Here is a 17,377-nt window from a genome sequence, read left to right as displayed (position 1 = left end):
AATAGCTGATAAGTAAGCAAAAATGCGTTAGTTTGTCCCACAGATGGAACAGTGAGACTTTCCCATGCAAGACCTTAACGACCTCTTCTACTTCGCGCGCGTCGTCGAAGCCGGCGGATTTGCCGCCGCCGGGCGCCAGCTGGGCATCCCCAAGTCGCGCCTGTCGCGGCGTATCGCTGAGCTTGAAGAGCGCCTGGGCACACGCCTGTTGCAGCGCACCACACGGCAACTCAAGCTCACCGCAGTAGGTGAACGTTACTTGCATCATTGCCAGGCCATGTTGCTGGAGGCCGAAGCCGCCGACGAGACCGTGGCCAGCATGAGCAGTGAGCCGCGCGGGCGTTTACGGGTATCGTGCCCGGTGGCACTGGCACACGCCTTCCTGCCGGATGTGATCAGCCGCTTTCTCGAGCAGTACCCGCTGGTGCAACTGGACATGGTATTGCTCAACCGCCGGGTCGACCTGATTTCCGAAGGCATTGATGTGGCGTTGCGCGTACGCGACCTGGGCGACGAAGACCCGGCCCTGGTCACCCGCCGCCTGCGCCAGGCGCAAATGCAACTGGTGGCCGCACCCGGTTTTGCCGACCACATTCGCGAACCGGGCGAGTTGGCATCATTGCCCGTACTGGGCGCAGCCGAAGCAGACCGGCTGGTACACTTCCGCCTGTTCGGCCCCCATGGCAAACAGCAGGAAATAGCGCTGGAGCCACGCTTGGCGATCGACGATTTCGTAGTACGTAACGCTGCTGTACGTGCCGGCCTGGGGTTCACTGCGCTGCCCAGCATGTTCTGTGAAGAGGAACTGGAACGCGGCGAACTGGTGCGCCTGCTGCCAGACTGGTCGCTGCCGGGTGGCTACCTGCAGGCCGTTTACCCACACAGGCGCGGCCTGCTGCCTGCGGTCCGGGTGTGGATCGACCACCTGGCGGCGTCATTCGAGGCTTGTGGAGAGCGGTATGTCTGAACGGAAGATGAGCGAGGCCCAGGTGGCGGCATTTTGCCTGAGCCTGCCGGGTGCGCGGGAAGACTACAAATGGGGCGGCATCCGAGTGTTTTCGGTGGCAGAAAACAAGATGTTCGCGGTGCTCGACCTGGCGGGTGCCGGGTTGTCGTTCAAGGTAGCCGACGAGCTGTTTCTGGGTTATTGCGATCGACCCGGGATACGGCCGGCGCCGTACCTGGCGCGGGCGCGGTGGGTCAGCATGGCGCCGCCCTACCCCATGGGGCGTGATGAACTGTGTGAGGTGTTGCAGCGGTCGCACCAGCTGGTAGTGCGTCGGTTGCCCAAGCGGTTGCAGGTGGGGTTGGTCATGTGATCGACCTGTTCCGGCCCTTTCGCGGCTTTACCCGCGAAGAGGCCGGTACAACTGCACATCAACCAAGGGGCAGATAACGCCCGTCAAGAAACAGCCAGTCTGCCCAGAACACCTGGTGCAGCAGCACAATCCCCCAGCACACCACCTGGAACGAAACCTTGCGGGTCTTGTGCCGAAACAGCTGCTGCGCCAACAGCGCCCCCGGCCAACCACCGAGCAGCTCACTGGCATGCAGCACTTTCTCGGGTGTACGCCAGGCCTGGTTACGTGCCTGCCGCTTGTCCTGCCAATACAGCAACAGGCTGATCAGGCTCATGGCCGGGTACAACGCCAATGGCCACCAGGCCTGATCGTTCCAGGCCATGCGCGCCGCCCCCAGGCCGGGCAACAGGCAAAGCACGCCCAACAGCAGCAGCTTCAGGCGCACGTTGCGCAAGCCTTCAGCCCGTTGCCCACGCAGCGCCTCAGCCATGTGCCGTGGACCAGTCGACCCAACCGAACTGCCAGGTCGCCAGAATGAACAGGCCGAACACAATGCGATACCAGGCAAATGCCGCGTAGCTATGGTTGGCAATGAACTTGAGCAACGCCCGTACGGCAATCATGGCGAAGATGAACGAGGTCACGAAGCCGAGCGCGAACACCGGCAGATCGCCGGGCTGGAACAAGTCGCGGTATTTGTAGCCCGAATACACCGCCGCACCGACCATGGTCGGCATTGCCAGGAAGAACGAGAACTCGGTCGCTGCCTTGCGCGACAGGCCGAACAGCAAGCCACCGATAATGGTCGAACCGGAGCGCGACGTGCCCGGGATCATCGCCAGGCACTGGATGAAGCCTATTTTCAGCGCATGGCTCCAGCGCATGTCGTCCACATGGTCCACCTCCACGCGGTGCTCACGGCGCTCGGCCCAGAGCATGATGACGCCCCCCACCACCAAAGCCGCCGCCACGGTGACGGGGTTGAACAGGTATTCGTGAATAAGGTCGGCGAACAGCACACCCAGTACCACCGCCGGCATGAACGCCAACAGCAGGTTGCCCGTGAAGCGGCGCGCCTTGGGCTGGTGGGTCAGGCCGAAGACCACTTCGAAAATCTTGCTGCGAAACTCCCACACCACCGCCAGGATCGCCGCCAGCTGAATGATGATGTTGAAAGCCATGGCCCGTTCGCCGCCAAAACCGATCAGGTCGGCGACGATAATCTGGTGACCGGTACTGGAGATCGGCAGAAACTCCGTCAGCCCTTCGACCACGCCTAAGATGATTGCCTGGAAGGCAGTCCAAAAATCCATCATTCCCCCGGATGGAGCGCTGCTTGTTGCAGGCCCCTTGTTCTTGATTTGCTTGAAATTGCCTTACACGGCCCGGCTGTTTTACAGCGACTGTTGGGCGCAACGCCAGTAGAAAAGTTCACGCCTGTTAAAGGTTTCATCTTGCGCGGCCGAAATCCTGACAGGGCCCCTTGGCAATCGCTCTACCTGACCCGTTGCAGACTATCACCAACATAGCACTTAGCCATTAGTCGGGTGTGGGCTCACTGCAAAGCATGCTTCGATGCACCTCAATAAAAAGAACAATGCGGGAGCTGATGGATGAACACTCTGAGATCGATGTCAATCAGTCGGCGCCTGTGGCTGATCCTTGTGGTGGCGGTGGCCATGCTGGTGGTACTGGGCCTACTGATGCTGCGGCAGATCCATGGTGACCTGTACCAGGCCAAGGCGGAGAAAACCCGCCACGTGGTGCAGACCGCCGCGGGTGTGTTGGCCTATTACCAAGGCCTGGAAGCTGCCGGCACGCTCAGCCGCGAAGCCGCCCAGCAACAGGCGCTGCAGGTAGTGCGCGCGCTGCGCTACGACCATGACGACTATTTCTGGATCAACGACCTGGGGCCGAAGATGATCATGCATCCGGCCAACCCCAAGCTCGACGGCCAGGACCTTTCCGCCATCCGCGACCCCGATGGTTTCGCCGTGTTCAACGAAATGGTCGCCCTCGCCCGCCAGCAGGACGCCGGCCCGGTCAACTATCGCTGGCCCAAGCCCGGCGCCAGTGAGCCGGTAGCCAAGACCTCGTATATTCAGCTGTTCAAGCCGTGGGGCTGGATCATCGGTTCGGGCGTGTACGTCGATGACGTACAGGCCGAATTCGCTCGCCAGTTGCGCGACGCTTCGCTGGTTGGCGTGGGCATTGCCCTGCTGATGGCGCTGGTGGTCATGCTGATTGCCCGCAGCATCGCCCGCCCGCTGCAGGAAGCAGTGCAGGCGATGGGCAACATCGCCAGCGGCGAAAGCGACCTGACCCGGCGCCTGGACACCCATGGCAGCGACGAGATCACCCACCTTGGCGAGCACTTCAACCGTTTCAACGGCAAACTGCAAGGTGTCGTCGGCCAACTGCAAGGCGCGGCCCACGCATTGGCCCAGTCCGCCGGGCACGTCGGTGACAATGCAGGTGCCGCACAACAGCGCAGTGCCCAGCAATCGTTACAGATGGACCAGGTGGCCACTGCAGTCAATGAGGTGACCTACGCCGTGCAGGACGTGGCCAAGACCGCTGAACAGGCCGCCGGAGAAATGCGTACGGCACAACAACAGGTGACGCACGGCCAGCAGGCTATCCACGGCAGCCTGGCGCAGATCGACCGCCTGTCGCTGACCATCGATGAGGCCGTACAGGTAATCCGCGACCTGGCCGGCCACAGCACGCGCATCGGCGGCGTGCTGGACGTGATTCGTTCCATTGCCGAACAGACCAACCTGCTGGCGCTGAATGCCGCCATCGAGGCGGCACGGGCTGGCGAGCAAGGCCGGGGCTTTGCCGTGGTCGCCGACGAGGTGCGACTGTTGGCTCAGCGTACAGCACAATCGACGGCCGAGATTCATACCATGATCGAGCACCTGCAGAGTCAGTCGGACGCTGCGGTCAAGGCCATAGACACCAGCAGCGAGGCATCGCGCCAGACCGTCGAACAAGCCCGCGAGGCCGGCGCCAGCCTGGACGCCATCAACCAGGTGCTGAACAACCTCACCGCATTGAACGCCTCCATTGCCAGCGCCACCTTGCAGCAGTCGCATGTGGTCGAAGAGATCAACCGCAATGTGCTGGATACTGCCGGGTTGTCGCAGCAGACCGCCGATGCGGCGCGTCAGTCCAGCGATGCCGGGGTGGCATTGGGGCGGTTGAGCGAAGAGCTGGAGCAGTTGTTGCGGCAGTTCCGGGTCTGAGAACAAGCCCTTGGTGGGAGCGGGCAGGCCTGCTCCAGCAGGTATCGAGTGACCTTGAAGCCTGCGCTGCACCTGTGGGAGCGGGCATGCCCGCGAAGGAAACAACGCGGTGGATGGCACCGGCGCTGCCGGTGTTCGCGGGTAAACCCGCTCCTACAACCGGGTATCCCACCGCTGCGCCCTACACCTTCACCGGCCGACCCGCTACAATCTCGCCCCTTCCCCGTAGCCTCCAAGGATCGCCGATGTCCGGCCTTGAACTCATTGCCGCCCTCCTCGGCGTTACCGCTGTCTGGCTCACGGTCAAGCAGAACGCCTGGTGCTGGCCGATCGGCCTGGTCATGGTGCTGATCTATGGCTGGCTGTTCTACGAAGTAAAGCTCTACTCGGGCATGTTGCTGCAAGTGGCCTACGCCATCCTGCAACTGTACGGCTGGTGGCAATGGAAGCGCCCCGACCACGCTGAAGACGCCCGCCAGGTCTCCCGTCTGCCACGCCCGGCACTGCTCACCGGCCTGGCCGCCGGGGTGCTGCTGAGCGCCGCCCTGGGCGCGGCCATGGCCAACTGGACCGATGCCGCCCTGCCCTGGCTGGATGCCACCCTGACCGGATTCAGCCTGGTCGCGCAACTGTGGATGGCGCAGAAACGCCTGCAGTGCTGGCCACTGTGGATCGTGGTCGACATCGTCTATGTGGGCCAATACCTGCATCAGCAGCTGTATTTCACCGCAGGCTTCTTCGCCGTGCTCACCCTGATTGCCGTACGCGGCTGGCTGGAATGGCGGCGCGACCCGGCGGTGGTACAGCCATGAGTGCGCCGCAAGCAATGAAAGTGCTGGTACTGTGCGGCCCAGAATCCAGTGGCAAAAGCTGGCTTAGCGGGGTGATCCAGGCACATTTTGGTGGCCTGGTGGTGGGCGAATACGTGCGTCATTTCATCGACCAGCAATGCCGCGACACCTGCTACGCCGATATTCCCGCCATCGCCCGCGGACAACTGGCATGGGAGGACCGTGCGCGTGAGCAGGCGCCCCCGCTGCTAATCCTGGACACCCACCTGCTAAGCAACATGCTCTGGAGCCACGCACTGTTCGGCGACTGCCCAACCTGGCTGGAAGAGGCACTGCTGGCACGGCGTTACGACCTCCACCTGTTGCTCAGCCCGCAAGGGGTGGACTGGATTGCCGATGGGCAGCGTTGCCAACCCGACCTCAGTGATCGTCAGCGCTTTTTCGACGACAGCCAGGCGTGGCTGAGGCGGCACAATCAACCGCACCAAATACTTGATGGCAATTGGCCGCAACGCCAATTGCTGGCCCTGCAATCGGTTGCTAAGCTGCTTAATAGCGATGCGCCATCATGCCCGACAGAGTGTTAAACCACTGACACACCCCGGTGGGGCAAAGCCCCCGAAATTGCGGGGCTTCCCCCCGTCCTGGGGGCAGTGTCAAGCCCGTGAAACACACTTGCAAAAACCCTTCCCATCAAGGCCACAGCTGACTTTGCCGGCAACGCGCAGGGCAAGCTGTTTCAAGCCTGAGACAGCATGCGCCGCATTTTATCAACCTCTTTTCCTAACTATCTGATCTGAAACGTATTCTAAAAAGCGGCACACCTTCTGCTCTATCGTTCGCATCGCTGAACAGGGCCAGCGCTCAAAGAAGGAGTTGCCGTCGTGAGGAAACGTGACAAACGCCTCTATCACCTATTACTGGTGGGTTGTGTACTGGGGTCACTCAGCCTGACGGCTCAGGCGGACAAGGGGATCATCATCATCAAGCGCGATGTGCAGGTGCGCAACGCGACCATCCCCCCTCTGATCCCAGACCCGAGCCCTACCACCGTCAATGCCAACCCTTCTGCCCACGTGCTCAAGCAAACCAACGAGCTGAGCGATGGCGACTTCGCCGGCATCAGCAGCGGTGCAGGCATCAGCAACCTGGTCACCCAGCAGACCAATAACCTGGGTGGCAACCTCGGCAACCAGAACCAGCTTCCCAACTTGGCGGGCGGACGCGGCACCGGGTCGGGTAACGGTATCTCGAACATGGTCAACTCGAGCGTGCAGCGTGGTCTCGCGCCACTGCAGATTCTGACCGGCGGGGGCAAGTGAGATGAAGCGCACACTGCTGATGCTGGCCGCCCTTTGCACTGCACCGGCCTTTGCGCAATCCCTGGTTCCGGTCATCAACAACGCCGATATCGACAGCTCCGGCAGCCGCTATCAGGGCAACCTCTCTGTCAACCAGGCCGCAGGTGACAAACAGCAGCAGGTCAATGCGCGCGCCATCGCCGTCGGCCCCGAAGCCAATGCAAGCACCCAGATCCGACAACGGCTCGACACGCCCGCCGACCCCGCGATGGACGCCCGCTCAACCATCCAGGGCAACGCTTTCAGCAACGGCAGCGGCGCCCTGGGCGTCAACCAGAGCGCAGGTGCCAACACCCAGCAAGCCAACGCACTGAGCATCAGCATTGGTGCACAACCGCAAAGCATCGACGACAGCGTCCTCATGCAACAGAACGTGGCGCTGATCAACAACTCAGGAGCAACTGACATTCCAGCAGGCTATCGCCAGGTCACTACCAGTGACCAGGCCTTCACCGGTAGCCGAGGGGTGATCCAGTTGAACCAGAGTGCCGGGGTGGGAAACCGAATGGCCAACACCTTGAGCATCCGGGTCGCGGATTGACCCTGCAGTTAAGAACGACACTTAACCTAATAGCGTACGGAGAATCACCATGAAACCCTCGATGGCAATCAAGCCTCTGGTTTTCGCAATTGCTGCGGTCATGGCTGTTGCTGTACAAGCTGGGCAAAATGATCGGCGTAATGACCACCATAACAATGGTCATCACAATCCTCCACCCACCAAGATCCCTGTGTATGCAACGGCCAATGCCTGGGATACCCAAACCAGTACCCGCAACCGCATCTCCAATCAAGGCACCATCAACGAAGCCGAGATGAGTGACTCTGGCACCGGCTCCAGCGGCAACGTTGGCATAAACGTGGCGGCCGGTAACGGCAACCAGCAAGACAACGCCGCTGCCATTGCCAACGCAGGCTCCGACTCGAGCCTGGACAACAGCTTCGTGTTCGGCATGGCCAGTGCCACAGCTGACGTTGTGCAAACCAGCAGAAACAACCGGGTCGACAACTATTCGACCCAGTCTTCGGCGGTGATGAGCGGCTCAGCCAGCGGGGCTGAGGGCAACATCGGCATCAACGTTGCCGGTGGCGACCTCAACCAGCAGAAAAACACCATGGCCATCGCCAACACCGGTGCTCCGCTGGGTAACGCCACTGCCACGGCTTCGGCCAATCAGGACGGCCCAGGCCTGATTGTAAACAACAGTGCCGACCGCACCTATCGGGTGGATACGATTACCATCACCAAGTCGGCCAGCGGTTCAAGCTCGAAGGAAGGCAGCTTCAACTCGACCGACGACCGCAGCTCGTCTTCGAGCTTCAGCGTCGCCGGTGCGCAAAGCGCCAGTTCCAGCGGCTCCAGTGGCTGGAACGCCAGCGGCTCGCAATCCAGCAATGCCAGCGGCTCCCACAACTCGAGCGCAAGTGGCTCGTTCGGCTGGGGTGCCAGTGGCTCTGCCAGCGGCAGCCACAGCGCGTCGAGCAGCGCCAGCCTGGCAGCTTCGCTGGACGCTGACGTTAGCGCCTCGCGTACCCGTACCACCGACTTTGGTCGTTTCGAGCGTACCGATTCCAGCTCCTTCGATGGCTCGCTGAATGCGTCGCTGGATGTGTCGGTCGACAAGTCGCACGAAAGTGCATACGACTCGTCGTTCGAGAAAGCATTCGACTCCAACTACGACAAGGCGCATCAGTCGTCGTACGACAAGTCCAAAGAGTCTTCGTACACCAAGTCTCACGACTCTTCGTACGAGAATGCTTCGGCGTCCGAGTTCTCGAAGTCTGGCGAGCAATCAAAACAATCCTCGAACGACGTTTCGAAGAGCTACAGCGAAAGCAGCGCCTACGACTTGAGCAATACTGTGTCCTTCCAAGTGCTGACCCCGACCGGCTGGGCCAACCCAGTTACCAACACTGCAACCCTTAGCGGTTCGGTGAACGGTGGCAGCGGTAACCTGGGCGTGAACGTAGCAGCCGGTGTGGGCAACCAGCAAAGCAACTCGCTGGCCATCTCCAACACTTCGTTCTGACCGCTGTGCTTGAGGCCCCCTTCGGGGGGCCTTTCTTCAACACACCGTAAGGCATCCGATCATGCGTATTTTCGCCTTGGCGTTTTTGCTGTGCCTGGCCAGCGTGAGCGAAGCTGCACAAATGCCGCTGTCCGTCCTGCCGGGCGGGGCCGTGGTGTTCAAACCGATCCAGAGCTTGCGCGAACGCAAGTTCGCCGACCTGGTGCAACAAAAGACCGACTTCAGCTGCGGCGCGGCCGCGCTGGCGACCATCCTGCGCCAGGCCTACTGGCTGGATGTGGACGAACATCAGATCATCGAAGGCATGCTGGCCCACGCCGACCAGGACCTTGTGCGCACGCAAGGCTTCTCGATGCTCGACATGAAGCGCTACGTCGAAAGCCTCGGGATGCGTGCCCGCGGTTACCGGGTGGCGCCCGAAACCCTGCACAGTGTGCGCATTCCCGTCGTAGTGCTGATGGATGTGCGCGGCTACAAGCACTTCGTGGTCATGCAGAAAGTCGACAAAGGTTGGGTGTACATCGGTGATCCGGTGCTGGGCCACAAACGATACAAGGTCGACGATTTCCTCAAGGGCTGGAACGGCATCATCTTCGCGGTGATCGGCCAGGGTTACGACAAGAACAACATCCTGCTCGACCCGCCCCTGCCACTGACCGCCAAGGGCCGGGTGAACAACTTCACCCCCGTGCAGGACTCAGAGCTGCTGGACTTCGGCTTCATCAGAAGCGACTTCTTCTAACGACTGTTCTAATGACAAGGAGCATGAGGCTCCAGGGAGCATTTCATGAAGACTTCATTGTGGTTGGCCATCGCCTGCCTGGCAGCCAGCTTGCCCAGTCACGCAGAGGCGTTGAAACCCATTGAACTGAAGGACCAGGAGCTGGCGAACCTGCGAGGCCGCTATGTGATGCCCGGACGAATCGTGAGCTTCGGCATCGTCATGTCCAGTACTTGGCAAAATACAAAAGGGGATGTGATCGGGGCAACGTCCACGCTGCAGGTTCAGCAATCGACCATCAAACCCCAGTTCTATGTCTCGATGATTGACAAAAAAGGCGCAGGTCCGGCGCCGAGCAACGCTTCTGCTGCCGGGACTGGCGTGGTAACGGGCGGCAACGGCCTGACCACCACCGAAGGTGTAACCCAGGTGGTCCGTGCAGCCGGTGACAACAACGCCGCTTACAACAACGTCGATATCAACGTGACCAAAGCCAACCAGGCACCCGCCGTACAACAGCAAGGCCAGGTACTGGCCGCCGGCCAGACCCTGGTCGGGGAAAATGGCGCCGGCGCGCTCAGTGTGTCTTCCAGCGGTGTGGGTGTGCAGCTCAACATCAATGCCAGCAACAACCAGGGCAGCAGCGTGCAACGCCTGGCCCAAGGTGGCCTGCTGCAGAACTCGACGCTGCTTGGCAACGGCAACCTGGTCAACAACGTCACCACCCTGAACGTTGTCATGCGCGAGAGCGTGCCGACAGCGGCTTCCCTCAACGGTAGCCTCGACCAGCTCAAAGGTCTTCGCACCTTCGGATACTGATCTACGCTCAGTCTCATCAAAAGTAGTTGGAAGGGACGGCAACTCCATGTACCGATCTTTTACGCTCAGAGCTTTTGTGTGCTTGACGACCTTGGCCCCCGCCACCGCACTTTACGCAGCCGCCGACCCACAAGTCGAAGCGCTGAAACAGGAACTGATTGAACTCAAACGCCGCTATGAGGCACAGCAACAGGCACTGATGGTGCTGGAGCAACGTGTGCGCCAGGTCGAGGAGGCCCCTGCTGCCGCGCAACCCAAACGCTTGGTCAAGTCTCCGGCCGAGGGGGTGAAAGGTGCTCAGACCGTCGCTTCTGGCGCACCGGGCACTACAGGGAGCTCCTACGGCCAGGCGCTGACAGCCGATTCCGAGCCGGCGCAAAGCGTTTCCAACCTGTATGACGAAGCCAGCGGATTCTTTGGCGGGGGCAAGTTCAGCTTCGAAACCGGCGTCACCTATACCCATTACGATACCCGTGCGCTAACCCTCAATGGCTTTCTGGCACTGGACTCGATCTTCCTCGGCAGCATCAACCTCGACCGGATCAAGGCTGACAACTGGACCTTGGACATGACTGCCCGCTATAACCTGGCGCAGCGCTGGCAGTTCGACATCAACGTCCCCGTGGTTTACCGCGAGTCCACCTACTCGTCCGGTGGTGCGGGGGGGGCCGGGGCAACCACTTCCGATGCCAGCGTGACCCGCGACCCGGAAATCGGCGATATCAACGTCGGGGTGGCCTACAAATTCCTCGACGAGGACGAAACCTGGCCTGACGCAGTGGCCACCCTGCGCATCAAGGCACCGACCGGCAAAGACCCCTACGGCATCAAACTGCGCGAGGTGGACGGCAACAACAACCTCGCGGTACCGGAAAGCCTACCGACCGGCAACGGTGTATGGTCGATCACACCGGGCATCTCGCTGGTCAAGACCTTCGACCCGGCCGTGCTGTTCGGCAGCCTGTCCTACACCTACAACATGCAAGACTCGTTCAGCGACATCAGTCCGCAGGTGAACAGCAAGGTGCCGGGTGACGTCAAGCTTGGCGACTCGTGGCAGATCGGCGGGGGCATCGCCTTTGCCCTTAACGAAAAGATGAGCATGTCGTTCTCGGTATCCGACCAGTTCGCCCGCAAGAGCAAGATCAAACCTGATGGCGGCGACTGGCAATCGATCTCCAACAGTGACTACAACGCCGCCAACTTCAATATTGGCCTGACCTTCGCCGCCACCGACAACCTGACCATCGTGCCCAACCTGTCCATTGGTCTGACCGATGACGCACCTGACTTTTCTTTCAGCCTGAAATTCCCTTATTACTTCTGATAGTTGCCATCGGCCGGGCCTGTGCGAACGGGCCCGGCTTTGGTTACAAGCCTTGTAACCGGCCGCCTTCCCTGCCCTGGCCTGATATCATCAAGCACAGATGCATGACGATTTAATGGCAAAAGGGAAGTTTTTGTGAAGAACCTGTCCGACCACCCAAGCACCCGGCTTGCCACTTTGGCGGCTCTGGTGCTGGTGATCCCACTGGGTACGCGCGCCATGCTGGGTTGGTCCAACCCGTTCGGTTACCTGTCCGATCTCGCCCTCGGCAGCCTGTTGATAGTGCTGCTACACCGCAGGCCGTGGTGGCTGGCGCTGCCGGTGCTACTGGCCTGGGCGGCGCTGTGGGTGGCCTCGGCCGAACTGGTGAGCGCAGTGGGCCGACTGCCCACCAGCGCCGACCTGAACTACCTGACCGACCCGCAATTCATGGAGAATTCGACCGGTGGCGGCCTGGCCCATGCCTGGCTCCCCTGGGCCCTGGGTGGCGGCCTGCTGGCCTGGCTGGCCTTTGCGTGGCGCAGCCGTGCTCGGCGTAGCCAGCCACTGCCGCGCAAAGCCTGGGCCATACCCGTACTGCTGTTCGGCGCGCATTGGGGCAGCCAGCAGTTGCTACCTTCCGATGCCGACCAGTGGCGGCAATACAACCTCCCCCACCAGTTGATGTCTGCCGGGGTCGGTAACCTGCAACGCCAGGTCGAAGGCTGGATGGGCCACACGCAAACCTTCACCCCGCTGGCCAGCAGCGGCCTGACTCAATCCGACCTGCATGGGCAAAGGCTGCTTGCCGGCCCGGGAAGCGCCCGCAACTTGCTGGTGATTACCCTGGAAGGCATCCCGGGCGCCTACCTGCGGCCTAACCGCCAGGCGCTGAACAGCCATTTCAACGAAGACTTGATGCCCAAGCTCAGCAAATGGGCCGAGCGCGGCATGAACACCCCAGACTACGTGCTGCACACCCACCAGACCATCCGTGGCCTGTATGCGATGCTGTGCGGCGATTACGACAAGCTGGCCAACGGCACGCCCAAGGGCGTGGAACTGCTGACCCAGAACCAACGCAACCAGGCCTGTCTGCCGGCACAATTACGCCAGGCCGGTTTCACCACCCACTACCTGCAAGGCGCAGGCCTGCGCTTCATGGCCAAGGACCGCATCATGCCGCACATCGGTTTCGATGCGGTGCATGGCCAGGAGTGGTTCAGCAACAAGAACTACCTGCACTTCCCATGGGGCAAGGATGACCGCGCTTTCTTCGAAGGCGCCCTGGGCTATGTGGGCCAGTTGCAGAAGCAGGACAAGCCATGGATGCTGACGCTGCTCACCGTGGGCACCCACCAGCCCTATTCGGCGCCGGCCGAGTACCTCGAGCGCTTCGACACACCGAAACAGGCAGCCGTCGCCTACCTGGATGACGCAGTCGGGGCATTTCTTGACAATCTCGAGCGCCAGGGCGTCCTCAAGGACACACTGGTGGTGGTGACTTCCGACGAGTCTCACGGCATCGATGGCGTGCGCCTGGCCTCGTCCTGGGGCTTCAACCTTACATTGGCGCCGGAGCAGGCCCAACTGCCAACCATCAAGCGCGGCACTTACGGCCATATCGACCTGGCCACCTCGCTGCTCGACTACTTCGCACTGCCCATTCCCGTCGCGCTTGGCGGTCGCTCGCTGTACCGCGACTACGACAGCGGCCGCGAGATGATCTCCTACACCAACGGCATGCTGCGCTACCACAACGGCCAGGGCCTGTTCACCGAATGTGACTTCCAACAGCGCTGCCGGCGTTATGCCAGTGAGGGCTTCATCGCCGACCAGGCCCGCTACCTTGGGCCGGCCGACAGCCTGCTGGGCCAACAGATCGGTGCCTTGGCCGTGGTACTCGACCAATCCTTGCTGCAAACCCCGCTCAACCTGCGCTACCAGTTCGGCGGCCCTTCGCCGATCAAGTTGCGCAAGCGCATTGACGATGACTGGGCCGACAACCTCATTGGCGCCCAGTATCTGGAAATGCCCGGAGGCTCGCACACCCGCGTGCGGGTCAAGGTCCGCTCGCTGGACCCCAAACGTGCGGCCTACATCCGGCTCAAGGCCAAGCAGTTGGAACAGGACGTGCCGCTGGGCCTGCCAGAAGAGGTAAAGGTCACCACCGACGCGCCACTGGAGATGGAGTTCAGCTTCGACAACCCGACCGAGCGCAAGGCGTTTTCCTTCCACTTGCTGGGCTATGGCGGCGGCAAGGTAGAAGTCAGCGACTTCAGCGTGATCACCGCCCTGCCTGGTGAGGATGACGGCGCCGATGAACGGGCCGAGGGGCATATCGCCCAATCGGGCTGAGCAGATACCGCTCATCGCCCGGCCACCGGTGCTTGTCGAATCGACCTGGTCGTACTCGACCAAGGTGTGAATTCCCCAGCGAGGAGACAGCACCATGAGCACACGCGAAAGCAGGCACCCGGTGGTTTCCCGCAGCCAGTGGCTGGCGGCTCGCCAGCAACTGTGGCTGCACGAAAAAGCGTTTACCCACCACCGCGACGCGCTAACTGCAGCCCGTCGCGCCCTGCCTTGGGTAAAGGTCGAGCAGGATTACCGCTTCTTCGGGCCAAATGGCGCGTTGAGTCTGGCCGACCTGTTCGCAGGCCGCAGCCAGTTGCTGCTTTACCACTTCATGTTCGCCGAAGGCTGGAGCGAGGGCTGCCCCGGCTGCTCTTTTCTGGCCGACCACTTTGACGGCGCCAATCTGCACCTGGCCCACCACGATGTGTCGCTGGTGGCGGTGTCACGGGCGCCGTATGCCGAATTCCAGGCATTTCGCCAGCGCATGGGCTGGCAGTTCCCGTGGTATTCGTCGCATGGCAGCGACTTCAACGAGGACTTTGGCGTCAGTGTCGGCAGCGAAGGCCAGCGGCAGTACAACTATGAGCCGTATGAGGGCAATGAAAGCGAGCTGCCCGGCTTGAGTGCGTTTTTCCGCGAAGGCGACGGCAGCGTGTACCACACCTACTCAACCTACGCCCGCGGGTTGGACATTCTGGTCAACACCTACAACTTCCTCGACATTGCGCCACTGGGGCGTAACGAAGGTGGGACCATGGACTGGGTGCGGCACCATGACCGCTATGAAGGGCAACCGGACAAGCCTCACTGCTGTCACAGATGATGCTGGCAACACGCACACCTGTGGGGGGCAACTGTCCTGCTCAACATTCGACGGCCTGCGCGGTCGCCCCGTAGGAGCGGGTTTACCCGCGAAGAGGCCGGCCCTGCTGGCCAATTTCCACCCGCCGTTCACTGTTGCGGCCGCTACCGTATTCGCGGGTAAACCCGCGAACACCGGCAGAGCCGGTGCCATCCACCGCGTTGGTCTATGTGCGGACATGCCCGCACAGAGACCTCGATCTGTCAGCCTCGCACCCCCAGCATCCCGCGCTCGACGATAAAATCGATCACGGCCTGCAACCCCTCGCCCTTCTTCAGGTTGCTGAAGGTCCAGGGCCGCTGCGGCCGCATGCGCTGGGTGTCGCGCTCCATCACCTCCAGTGACGCCCCTACATAAGGCGCCAGGTCGGTCTTGTTGATCACCAGGAAATCAGACTTGGTAATGCCTGGGCCGCCCTTGCGCGGGATCTTTTCGCCCTCGGCCACGTCGATCACGTAAATGGTCAAGTCAGCCAGCTCCGGGCTGAACGTGGCGCTGAGGTTGTCACCGCCGCTTTCCACGAAAATGACTTCAAGATTACCGAACTTGCGCGCCAGCGCTTCGACCGCCGCCAGGTTCATCGAGGCGTCTTCACGGATGGCCGTGTGCGGGCAGCCGCCGGTTTCAACGCCAACGATGCGCTCCGGCTCAAGGGCGCCGGCCTCAGTGAGGATGCGCTGGTCTTCCTTGGTGTAGATGTCGTTGGTAACCACGGCGATCTGGTAGTGATCGCGCATGGCCTTGCACAGCGCTTCCAGCAGTGCGGTCTTGCCAGAGCCGACCGGGCCGCCGACACCGACGCGCAGGGGTTGTTGATAGCTTTGCATGCAGGCAGTCCTCAGGAACGGAACAAACGGGTGTATTGGGTTTCGTGACGCGATGAAGCGATGGCCAGCAGCGGCAGGCCGCCGCCGAGCTGGTCATCGCCCAGGACCAGCGCCTGGTCCAATGCAGCGGGCAAGTCGGCGCCAAGGTCGCGCAGCAAGGTCTGGGCAGCCTGCTGGCCGAACGGCACCAGCTTGACCCCGGCCATGACCGCGCCCTCCAGCCAGGCAAAGCCATGGCCCAATGCCAGCTGGCGCAGCGGGATGGCCCAGTGCACAGCCAGCCAGGCCATGCCGCCCAACTGGGTCAGCTCAAGGCTGGTGCGCCAGGCCGGTGCCTGGCCCAGTTGCCAGCCGTCAAGCAACCGCGCCAGCGCTGCGCCGCGCTGCTGTTCTTCCAGGCGCAGCTCGGCGGTTTCGCGGTTGGCCAGCAAGAACCGACTCCAGTGGCCGAACGCTTCGGCGTCTTCAGCCTGGCAGGCGTGGTACAGACGCGCCAGCACCGGCCAGTCGAGGCAGGCCAATGTGTCGTGAACCTGCTCACGCTGCCAGCCGGCAAAACTGTCCACGCCCCGAACCCAGCCGGCCTCGACCGCCCACTCCAGGCCTTGCGAATAGGTAAAACCACCCACCGGCAAGCCGGGGCTGGCCAACTGCAGCAGGCGCAGCAGCGCCAGGTCGCTGTTCATCAACCGGCCAGTACCAGCGCGGCGCCGGCCAACAGGCCACCGCCAAAGGCCTTCTGCAGGCCGCTGTGGCGGCGCAGCAGGCAACCGACTGCAAAGCCCGCCGCCAGCAGCAAGCCGCTGACCACGACAAACCCCGCGCTGAATTGCCAGAACGCGCTCGGCGTGGCTTCTACGCCATGTGCCCAACCATGGAACAAGGCGAACACAGGCATGGCCATGGCCAGCAGCGACTGGCGGCTCGGCAGCAGCACCGCCCCGGCAGCCACCAGCAGCGACACGGCAATCAGGGTTTCCATGCCCAGCACATCGCCGAACAGGTGACCGCACACGGCACCACCGAACATGGCCGCCAGGGTAGCCAGGGGCAATGTCAGGTTGCGACGGGTCAACGCGGCGAGCACGCCGGTACCCAGCAGCATCAGCAGGTGATCGAGCCCGGTCAGCGGGTGCAGCAGGCCGTCCTGCAGCGGGTTGCTGTCATGGCCCGGATGGGCAAAGGCTGGCAGTGCCAGCATCAACAGAAACAAGGCGAAAGTCTTTTTCATCGGTTGCTCCAGGGCAGTTCAGGAATGGGCAGGCAGGCGTACGAACGGGTGATCGTGGCCATGGGCATGACTGTGGCTGTGGCCATGCGGTGCACTTTGGTAAGCGCCCGCTTCAGGCTCGAACGGGGCCTGTTCCGCCTCTACCGTCAGGCCCAGCCCCCGCAGCATGTCGTCCAGCACATGGTCGTGCTGGAAGCGCAACAGCCCGGGTTCGATCTGCAGCGGCACATGGCGGTTACCCAGGTGGTAGGCGGCGCGTGCCAACAGGTGTGGATCGGCACAGCGCACCGTCGACACCGCCTCGGGCGCAGCCAGCACGCGGATCAGCTGGGTGCCCTCGGCATCGGCCAGCAGTTCACCTCCGCGCAGCAGGTGGCCGCGCTCCAGCATCAGCCCGGCTTCGCGGCCATCGTCCAGGGTTACTCGCAGGCGGCTCTTGATACGGCTGTCCACGTCAAGGGTGACAGTGCCACTGACAACCCGCGTACCGGGTTCGGATATACGGCGGCTCAAGACAATCAT

The 17,377-nt window shown here is 62.0% G+C and carries 19 protein-coding genes; 13 read left to right on the top strand and 6 right to left on the bottom strand.

What is annotated here, in order from left to right; genetic code table 11:
• Positions 1-64 precede the first annotated feature (64 nt).
• Positions 65-967, top strand: coding sequence for a LysR substrate-binding domain-containing protein (locus ACF8FB_RS18715; protein WP_003253907.1), 903 nt, complete (start codon positions 65-67; stop codon positions 965-967).
• Positions 960-1,319, top strand: a complete 360-nt coding sequence (locus tag ACF8FB_RS18710; RefSeq protein ID WP_047605158.1) for an MmcQ/YjbR family DNA-binding protein — start codon at positions 960-962, stop codon at positions 1,317-1,319. The genes ACF8FB_RS18715 and ACF8FB_RS18710 overlap by 8 nt, the downstream gene beginning before the upstream one ends.
• 58 nt (positions 1,320-1,377) lie before the next feature.
• On the opposite strand, the gene ACF8FB_RS18705 is transcribed toward ACF8FB_RS18710, so the two are convergent.
• Positions 1,378-1,791, bottom strand: coding sequence for a DUF1294 domain-containing protein (locus ACF8FB_RS18705; RefSeq protein ID WP_392511661.1), 414 nt, complete (start codon positions 1,789-1,791; stop codon positions 1,378-1,380).
• A complete protein-coding gene (locus ACF8FB_RS18700; RefSeq protein ID WP_003253910.1) occupies positions 1,784-2,614 on the bottom strand; it encodes an undecaprenyl-diphosphate phosphatase in 831 nt (276 codons plus the stop codon). The genes ACF8FB_RS18705 and ACF8FB_RS18700 overlap by 8 nt, the downstream gene beginning before the upstream one ends.
• Before the next feature lie 300 nt (positions 2,615-2,914).
• Here ACF8FB_RS18700 and mcpP point away from each other — a divergent pair, with 300 nt between their 5' ends.
• From mcpP to ACF8FB_RS18645, 11 genes are all read left to right on the top strand, one after another.
• Positions 2,915-4,549 (top strand): methyl-accepting chemotaxis protein McpP, encoded by a 1,635-nt coding sequence (gene mcpP, locus ACF8FB_RS18695; protein ID WP_064491056.1) that lies wholly within the window; start codon positions 2,915-2,917, stop codon positions 4,547-4,549.
• A 245-nt stretch (positions 4,550-4,794) separates the two neighbouring features.
• Complete coding sequence (gene pnuC, locus ACF8FB_RS18690) at positions 4,795-5,361, top strand: nicotinamide riboside transporter PnuC (RefSeq protein ID WP_010953766.1); 567 nt, start codon at positions 4,795-4,797, stop codon at positions 5,359-5,361.
• Positions 5,358-5,927 carry an AAA family ATPase gene (locus ACF8FB_RS18685; RefSeq protein ID WP_010953765.1) on the top strand — a complete coding sequence of 190 codons (570 nt, stop codon included), beginning with the start codon at positions 5,358-5,360 and terminating at the stop codon, positions 5,925-5,927. Before pnuC ends, ACF8FB_RS18685 begins: the two co-directional genes overlap by 4 nt.
• A gap of 297 nt (positions 5,928-6,224) precedes the next feature.
• The gene (locus ACF8FB_RS18680) at positions 6,225-6,662 is read left to right on the top strand and encodes a hypothetical protein (RefSeq protein ID WP_003253914.1); all 438 of its coding nucleotides are present in this window, start codon (positions 6,225-6,227) and stop codon (positions 6,660-6,662) included.
• Position 6,663: 1 nt separating this feature from the next.
• On the top strand, positions 6,664-7,242 hold the full coding sequence (locus ACF8FB_RS18675) for a hypothetical protein (RefSeq protein ID WP_010953763.1): 579 nt from the start codon (positions 6,664-6,666) through the stop codon (positions 7,240-7,242).
• A gap of 49 nt (positions 7,243-7,291) precedes the next feature.
• Positions 7,292-8,731: a heme utilization protein gene (locus tag ACF8FB_RS18670; protein ID WP_392510628.1), complete on the top strand. Its 1,440-nt coding sequence runs from the start codon at positions 7,292-7,294 to the stop codon at positions 8,729-8,731.
• A gap of 61 nt (positions 8,732-8,792) precedes the next feature.
• Positions 8,793-9,473: a C39 family peptidase gene (locus ACF8FB_RS18665; RefSeq protein ID WP_010953761.1), complete on the top strand. Its 681-nt coding sequence runs from the start codon at positions 8,793-8,795 to the stop codon at positions 9,471-9,473.
• 45 nt (positions 9,474-9,518) lie between these two features.
• Complete coding sequence (locus ACF8FB_RS18660) at positions 9,519-10,271, top strand: hypothetical protein (RefSeq protein ID WP_010953760.1); 753 nt, start codon at positions 9,519-9,521, stop codon at positions 10,269-10,271.
• 46 nt (positions 10,272-10,317) lie between these two features.
• Positions 10,318-11,598, top strand: coding sequence for a hypothetical protein (locus ACF8FB_RS18655; RefSeq protein ID WP_004577464.1), 1,281 nt, complete (start codon positions 10,318-10,320; stop codon positions 11,596-11,598).
• 135 nt (positions 11,599-11,733) lie between these two features.
• Complete coding sequence (locus ACF8FB_RS18650) at positions 11,734-13,935, top strand: LTA synthase family protein (protein WP_010953758.1); 2,202 nt, start codon at positions 11,734-11,736, stop codon at positions 13,933-13,935.
• A 94-nt stretch (positions 13,936-14,029) separates the two neighbouring features.
• Entirely contained in the window at positions 14,030-14,758 is a 729-nt protein-coding gene (locus ACF8FB_RS18645; protein ID WP_210172162.1) for a thioredoxin family protein, read from the top strand.
• 242 nt (positions 14,759-15,000) lie between these two features.
• Here ACF8FB_RS18645 and ureG read toward each other — a convergent pair whose 3' ends face one another.
• From ureG to ureE, 4 genes are read right to left on the bottom strand one after another with little or no spacing between them, the layout of a single operon-like run.
• A complete protein-coding gene (gene ureG / locus ACF8FB_RS18640) occupies positions 15,001-15,624 on the bottom strand; it encodes an urease accessory protein UreG (RefSeq protein WP_010953755.1) in 624 nt (207 codons plus the stop codon).
• A gap of 11 nt (positions 15,625-15,635) precedes the next feature.
• Positions 15,636-16,310: an urease accessory protein UreF gene (locus tag ACF8FB_RS18635; RefSeq protein ID WP_392511660.1), complete on the bottom strand. Its 675-nt coding sequence runs from the start codon at positions 16,308-16,310 to the stop codon at positions 15,636-15,638.
• On the bottom strand, positions 16,310-16,855 hold the full coding sequence (locus tag ACF8FB_RS18630) for a HupE/UreJ family protein (RefSeq protein WP_003253925.1): 546 nt from the start codon (positions 16,853-16,855) through the stop codon (positions 16,310-16,312). The genes ACF8FB_RS18635 and ACF8FB_RS18630 overlap by 1 nt, the downstream gene beginning before the upstream one ends.
• A gap of 18 nt (positions 16,856-16,873) precedes the next feature.
• A complete protein-coding gene (gene ureE / locus ACF8FB_RS18625) occupies positions 16,874-17,377 on the bottom strand; it encodes an urease accessory protein UreE (RefSeq protein WP_003253926.1) in 504 nt (167 codons plus the stop codon).

Origin of the sequence: Pseudomonas sp. yb_2 (genome assembly GCF_043103905.1) — a bacterium.
Lineage (GTDB): Bacteria > Pseudomonadota > Gammaproteobacteria > Pseudomonadales > Pseudomonadaceae > Aquipseudomonas > Aquipseudomonas alloputida.
The sequence above is the reverse complement of the archived record's forward strand: the minus strand, read 5'-3'. Positions and strand labels throughout refer to the sequence as shown.

Coding starts and splice junctions, on each gene's coding strand:
- ACF8FB_RS18715 (WP_003253907.1), top strand. CDS start 65: ATGCAAGACCTTAACGACCTCTTCTACTTCGCGCGCGTCGTCGAAGCC.
- ACF8FB_RS18710 (WP_047605158.1), top strand. CDS start 960: ATGTCTGAACGGAAGATGAGCGAGGCCCAGGTGGCGGCATTTTGCCTG.
- ACF8FB_RS18705 (WP_392511661.1), bottom strand. CDS start 1,791: ATGGCTGAGGCGCTGCGTGGGCAACGGGCTGAAGGCTTGCGCAACGTG.
- ACF8FB_RS18700 (WP_003253910.1), bottom strand. CDS start 2,614: ATGGATTTTTGGACTGCCTTCCAGGCAATCATCTTAGGCGTGGTCGAA.
- mcpP (WP_064491056.1), top strand. CDS start 2,915: ATGAACACTCTGAGATCGATGTCAATCAGTCGGCGCCTGTGGCTGATC.
- pnuC (WP_010953766.1), top strand. CDS start 4,795: ATGTCCGGCCTTGAACTCATTGCCGCCCTCCTCGGCGTTACCGCTGTC.
- ACF8FB_RS18685 (WP_010953765.1), top strand. CDS start 5,358: ATGAGTGCGCCGCAAGCAATGAAAGTGCTGGTACTGTGCGGCCCAGAA.
- ACF8FB_RS18675 (WP_010953763.1), top strand. CDS start 6,664: ATGAAGCGCACACTGCTGATGCTGGCCGCCCTTTGCACTGCACCGGCC.
- ACF8FB_RS18670 (WP_392510628.1), top strand. CDS start 7,292: ATGAAACCCTCGATGGCAATCAAGCCTCTGGTTTTCGCAATTGCTGCG.
- ACF8FB_RS18665 (WP_010953761.1), top strand. CDS start 8,793: ATGCGTATTTTCGCCTTGGCGTTTTTGCTGTGCCTGGCCAGCGTGAGC.
- ACF8FB_RS18660 (WP_010953760.1), top strand. CDS start 9,519: ATGAAGACTTCATTGTGGTTGGCCATCGCCTGCCTGGCAGCCAGCTTG.
- ACF8FB_RS18655 (WP_004577464.1), top strand. CDS start 10,318: ATGTACCGATCTTTTACGCTCAGAGCTTTTGTGTGCTTGACGACCTTG.
- ACF8FB_RS18645 (WP_210172162.1), top strand. CDS start 14,030: ATGAGCACACGCGAAAGCAGGCACCCGGTGGTTTCCCGCAGCCAGTGG.
- ureG (WP_010953755.1), bottom strand. CDS start 15,624: ATGCAAAGCTATCAACAACCCCTGCGCGTCGGTGTCGGCGGCCCGGTC.
- ACF8FB_RS18635 (WP_392511660.1), bottom strand. CDS start 16,310: ATGAACAGCGACCTGGCGCTGCTGCGCCTGCTGCAGTTGGCCAGCCCC.
- ACF8FB_RS18630 (WP_003253925.1), bottom strand. CDS start 16,855: ATGAAAAAGACTTTCGCCTTGTTTCTGTTGATGCTGGCACTGCCAGCC.
- ureE (WP_003253926.1), bottom strand. CDS start 17,377: ATGATTGTCTTGAGCCGCCGTATATCCGAACCCGGTACGCGGGTTGTC.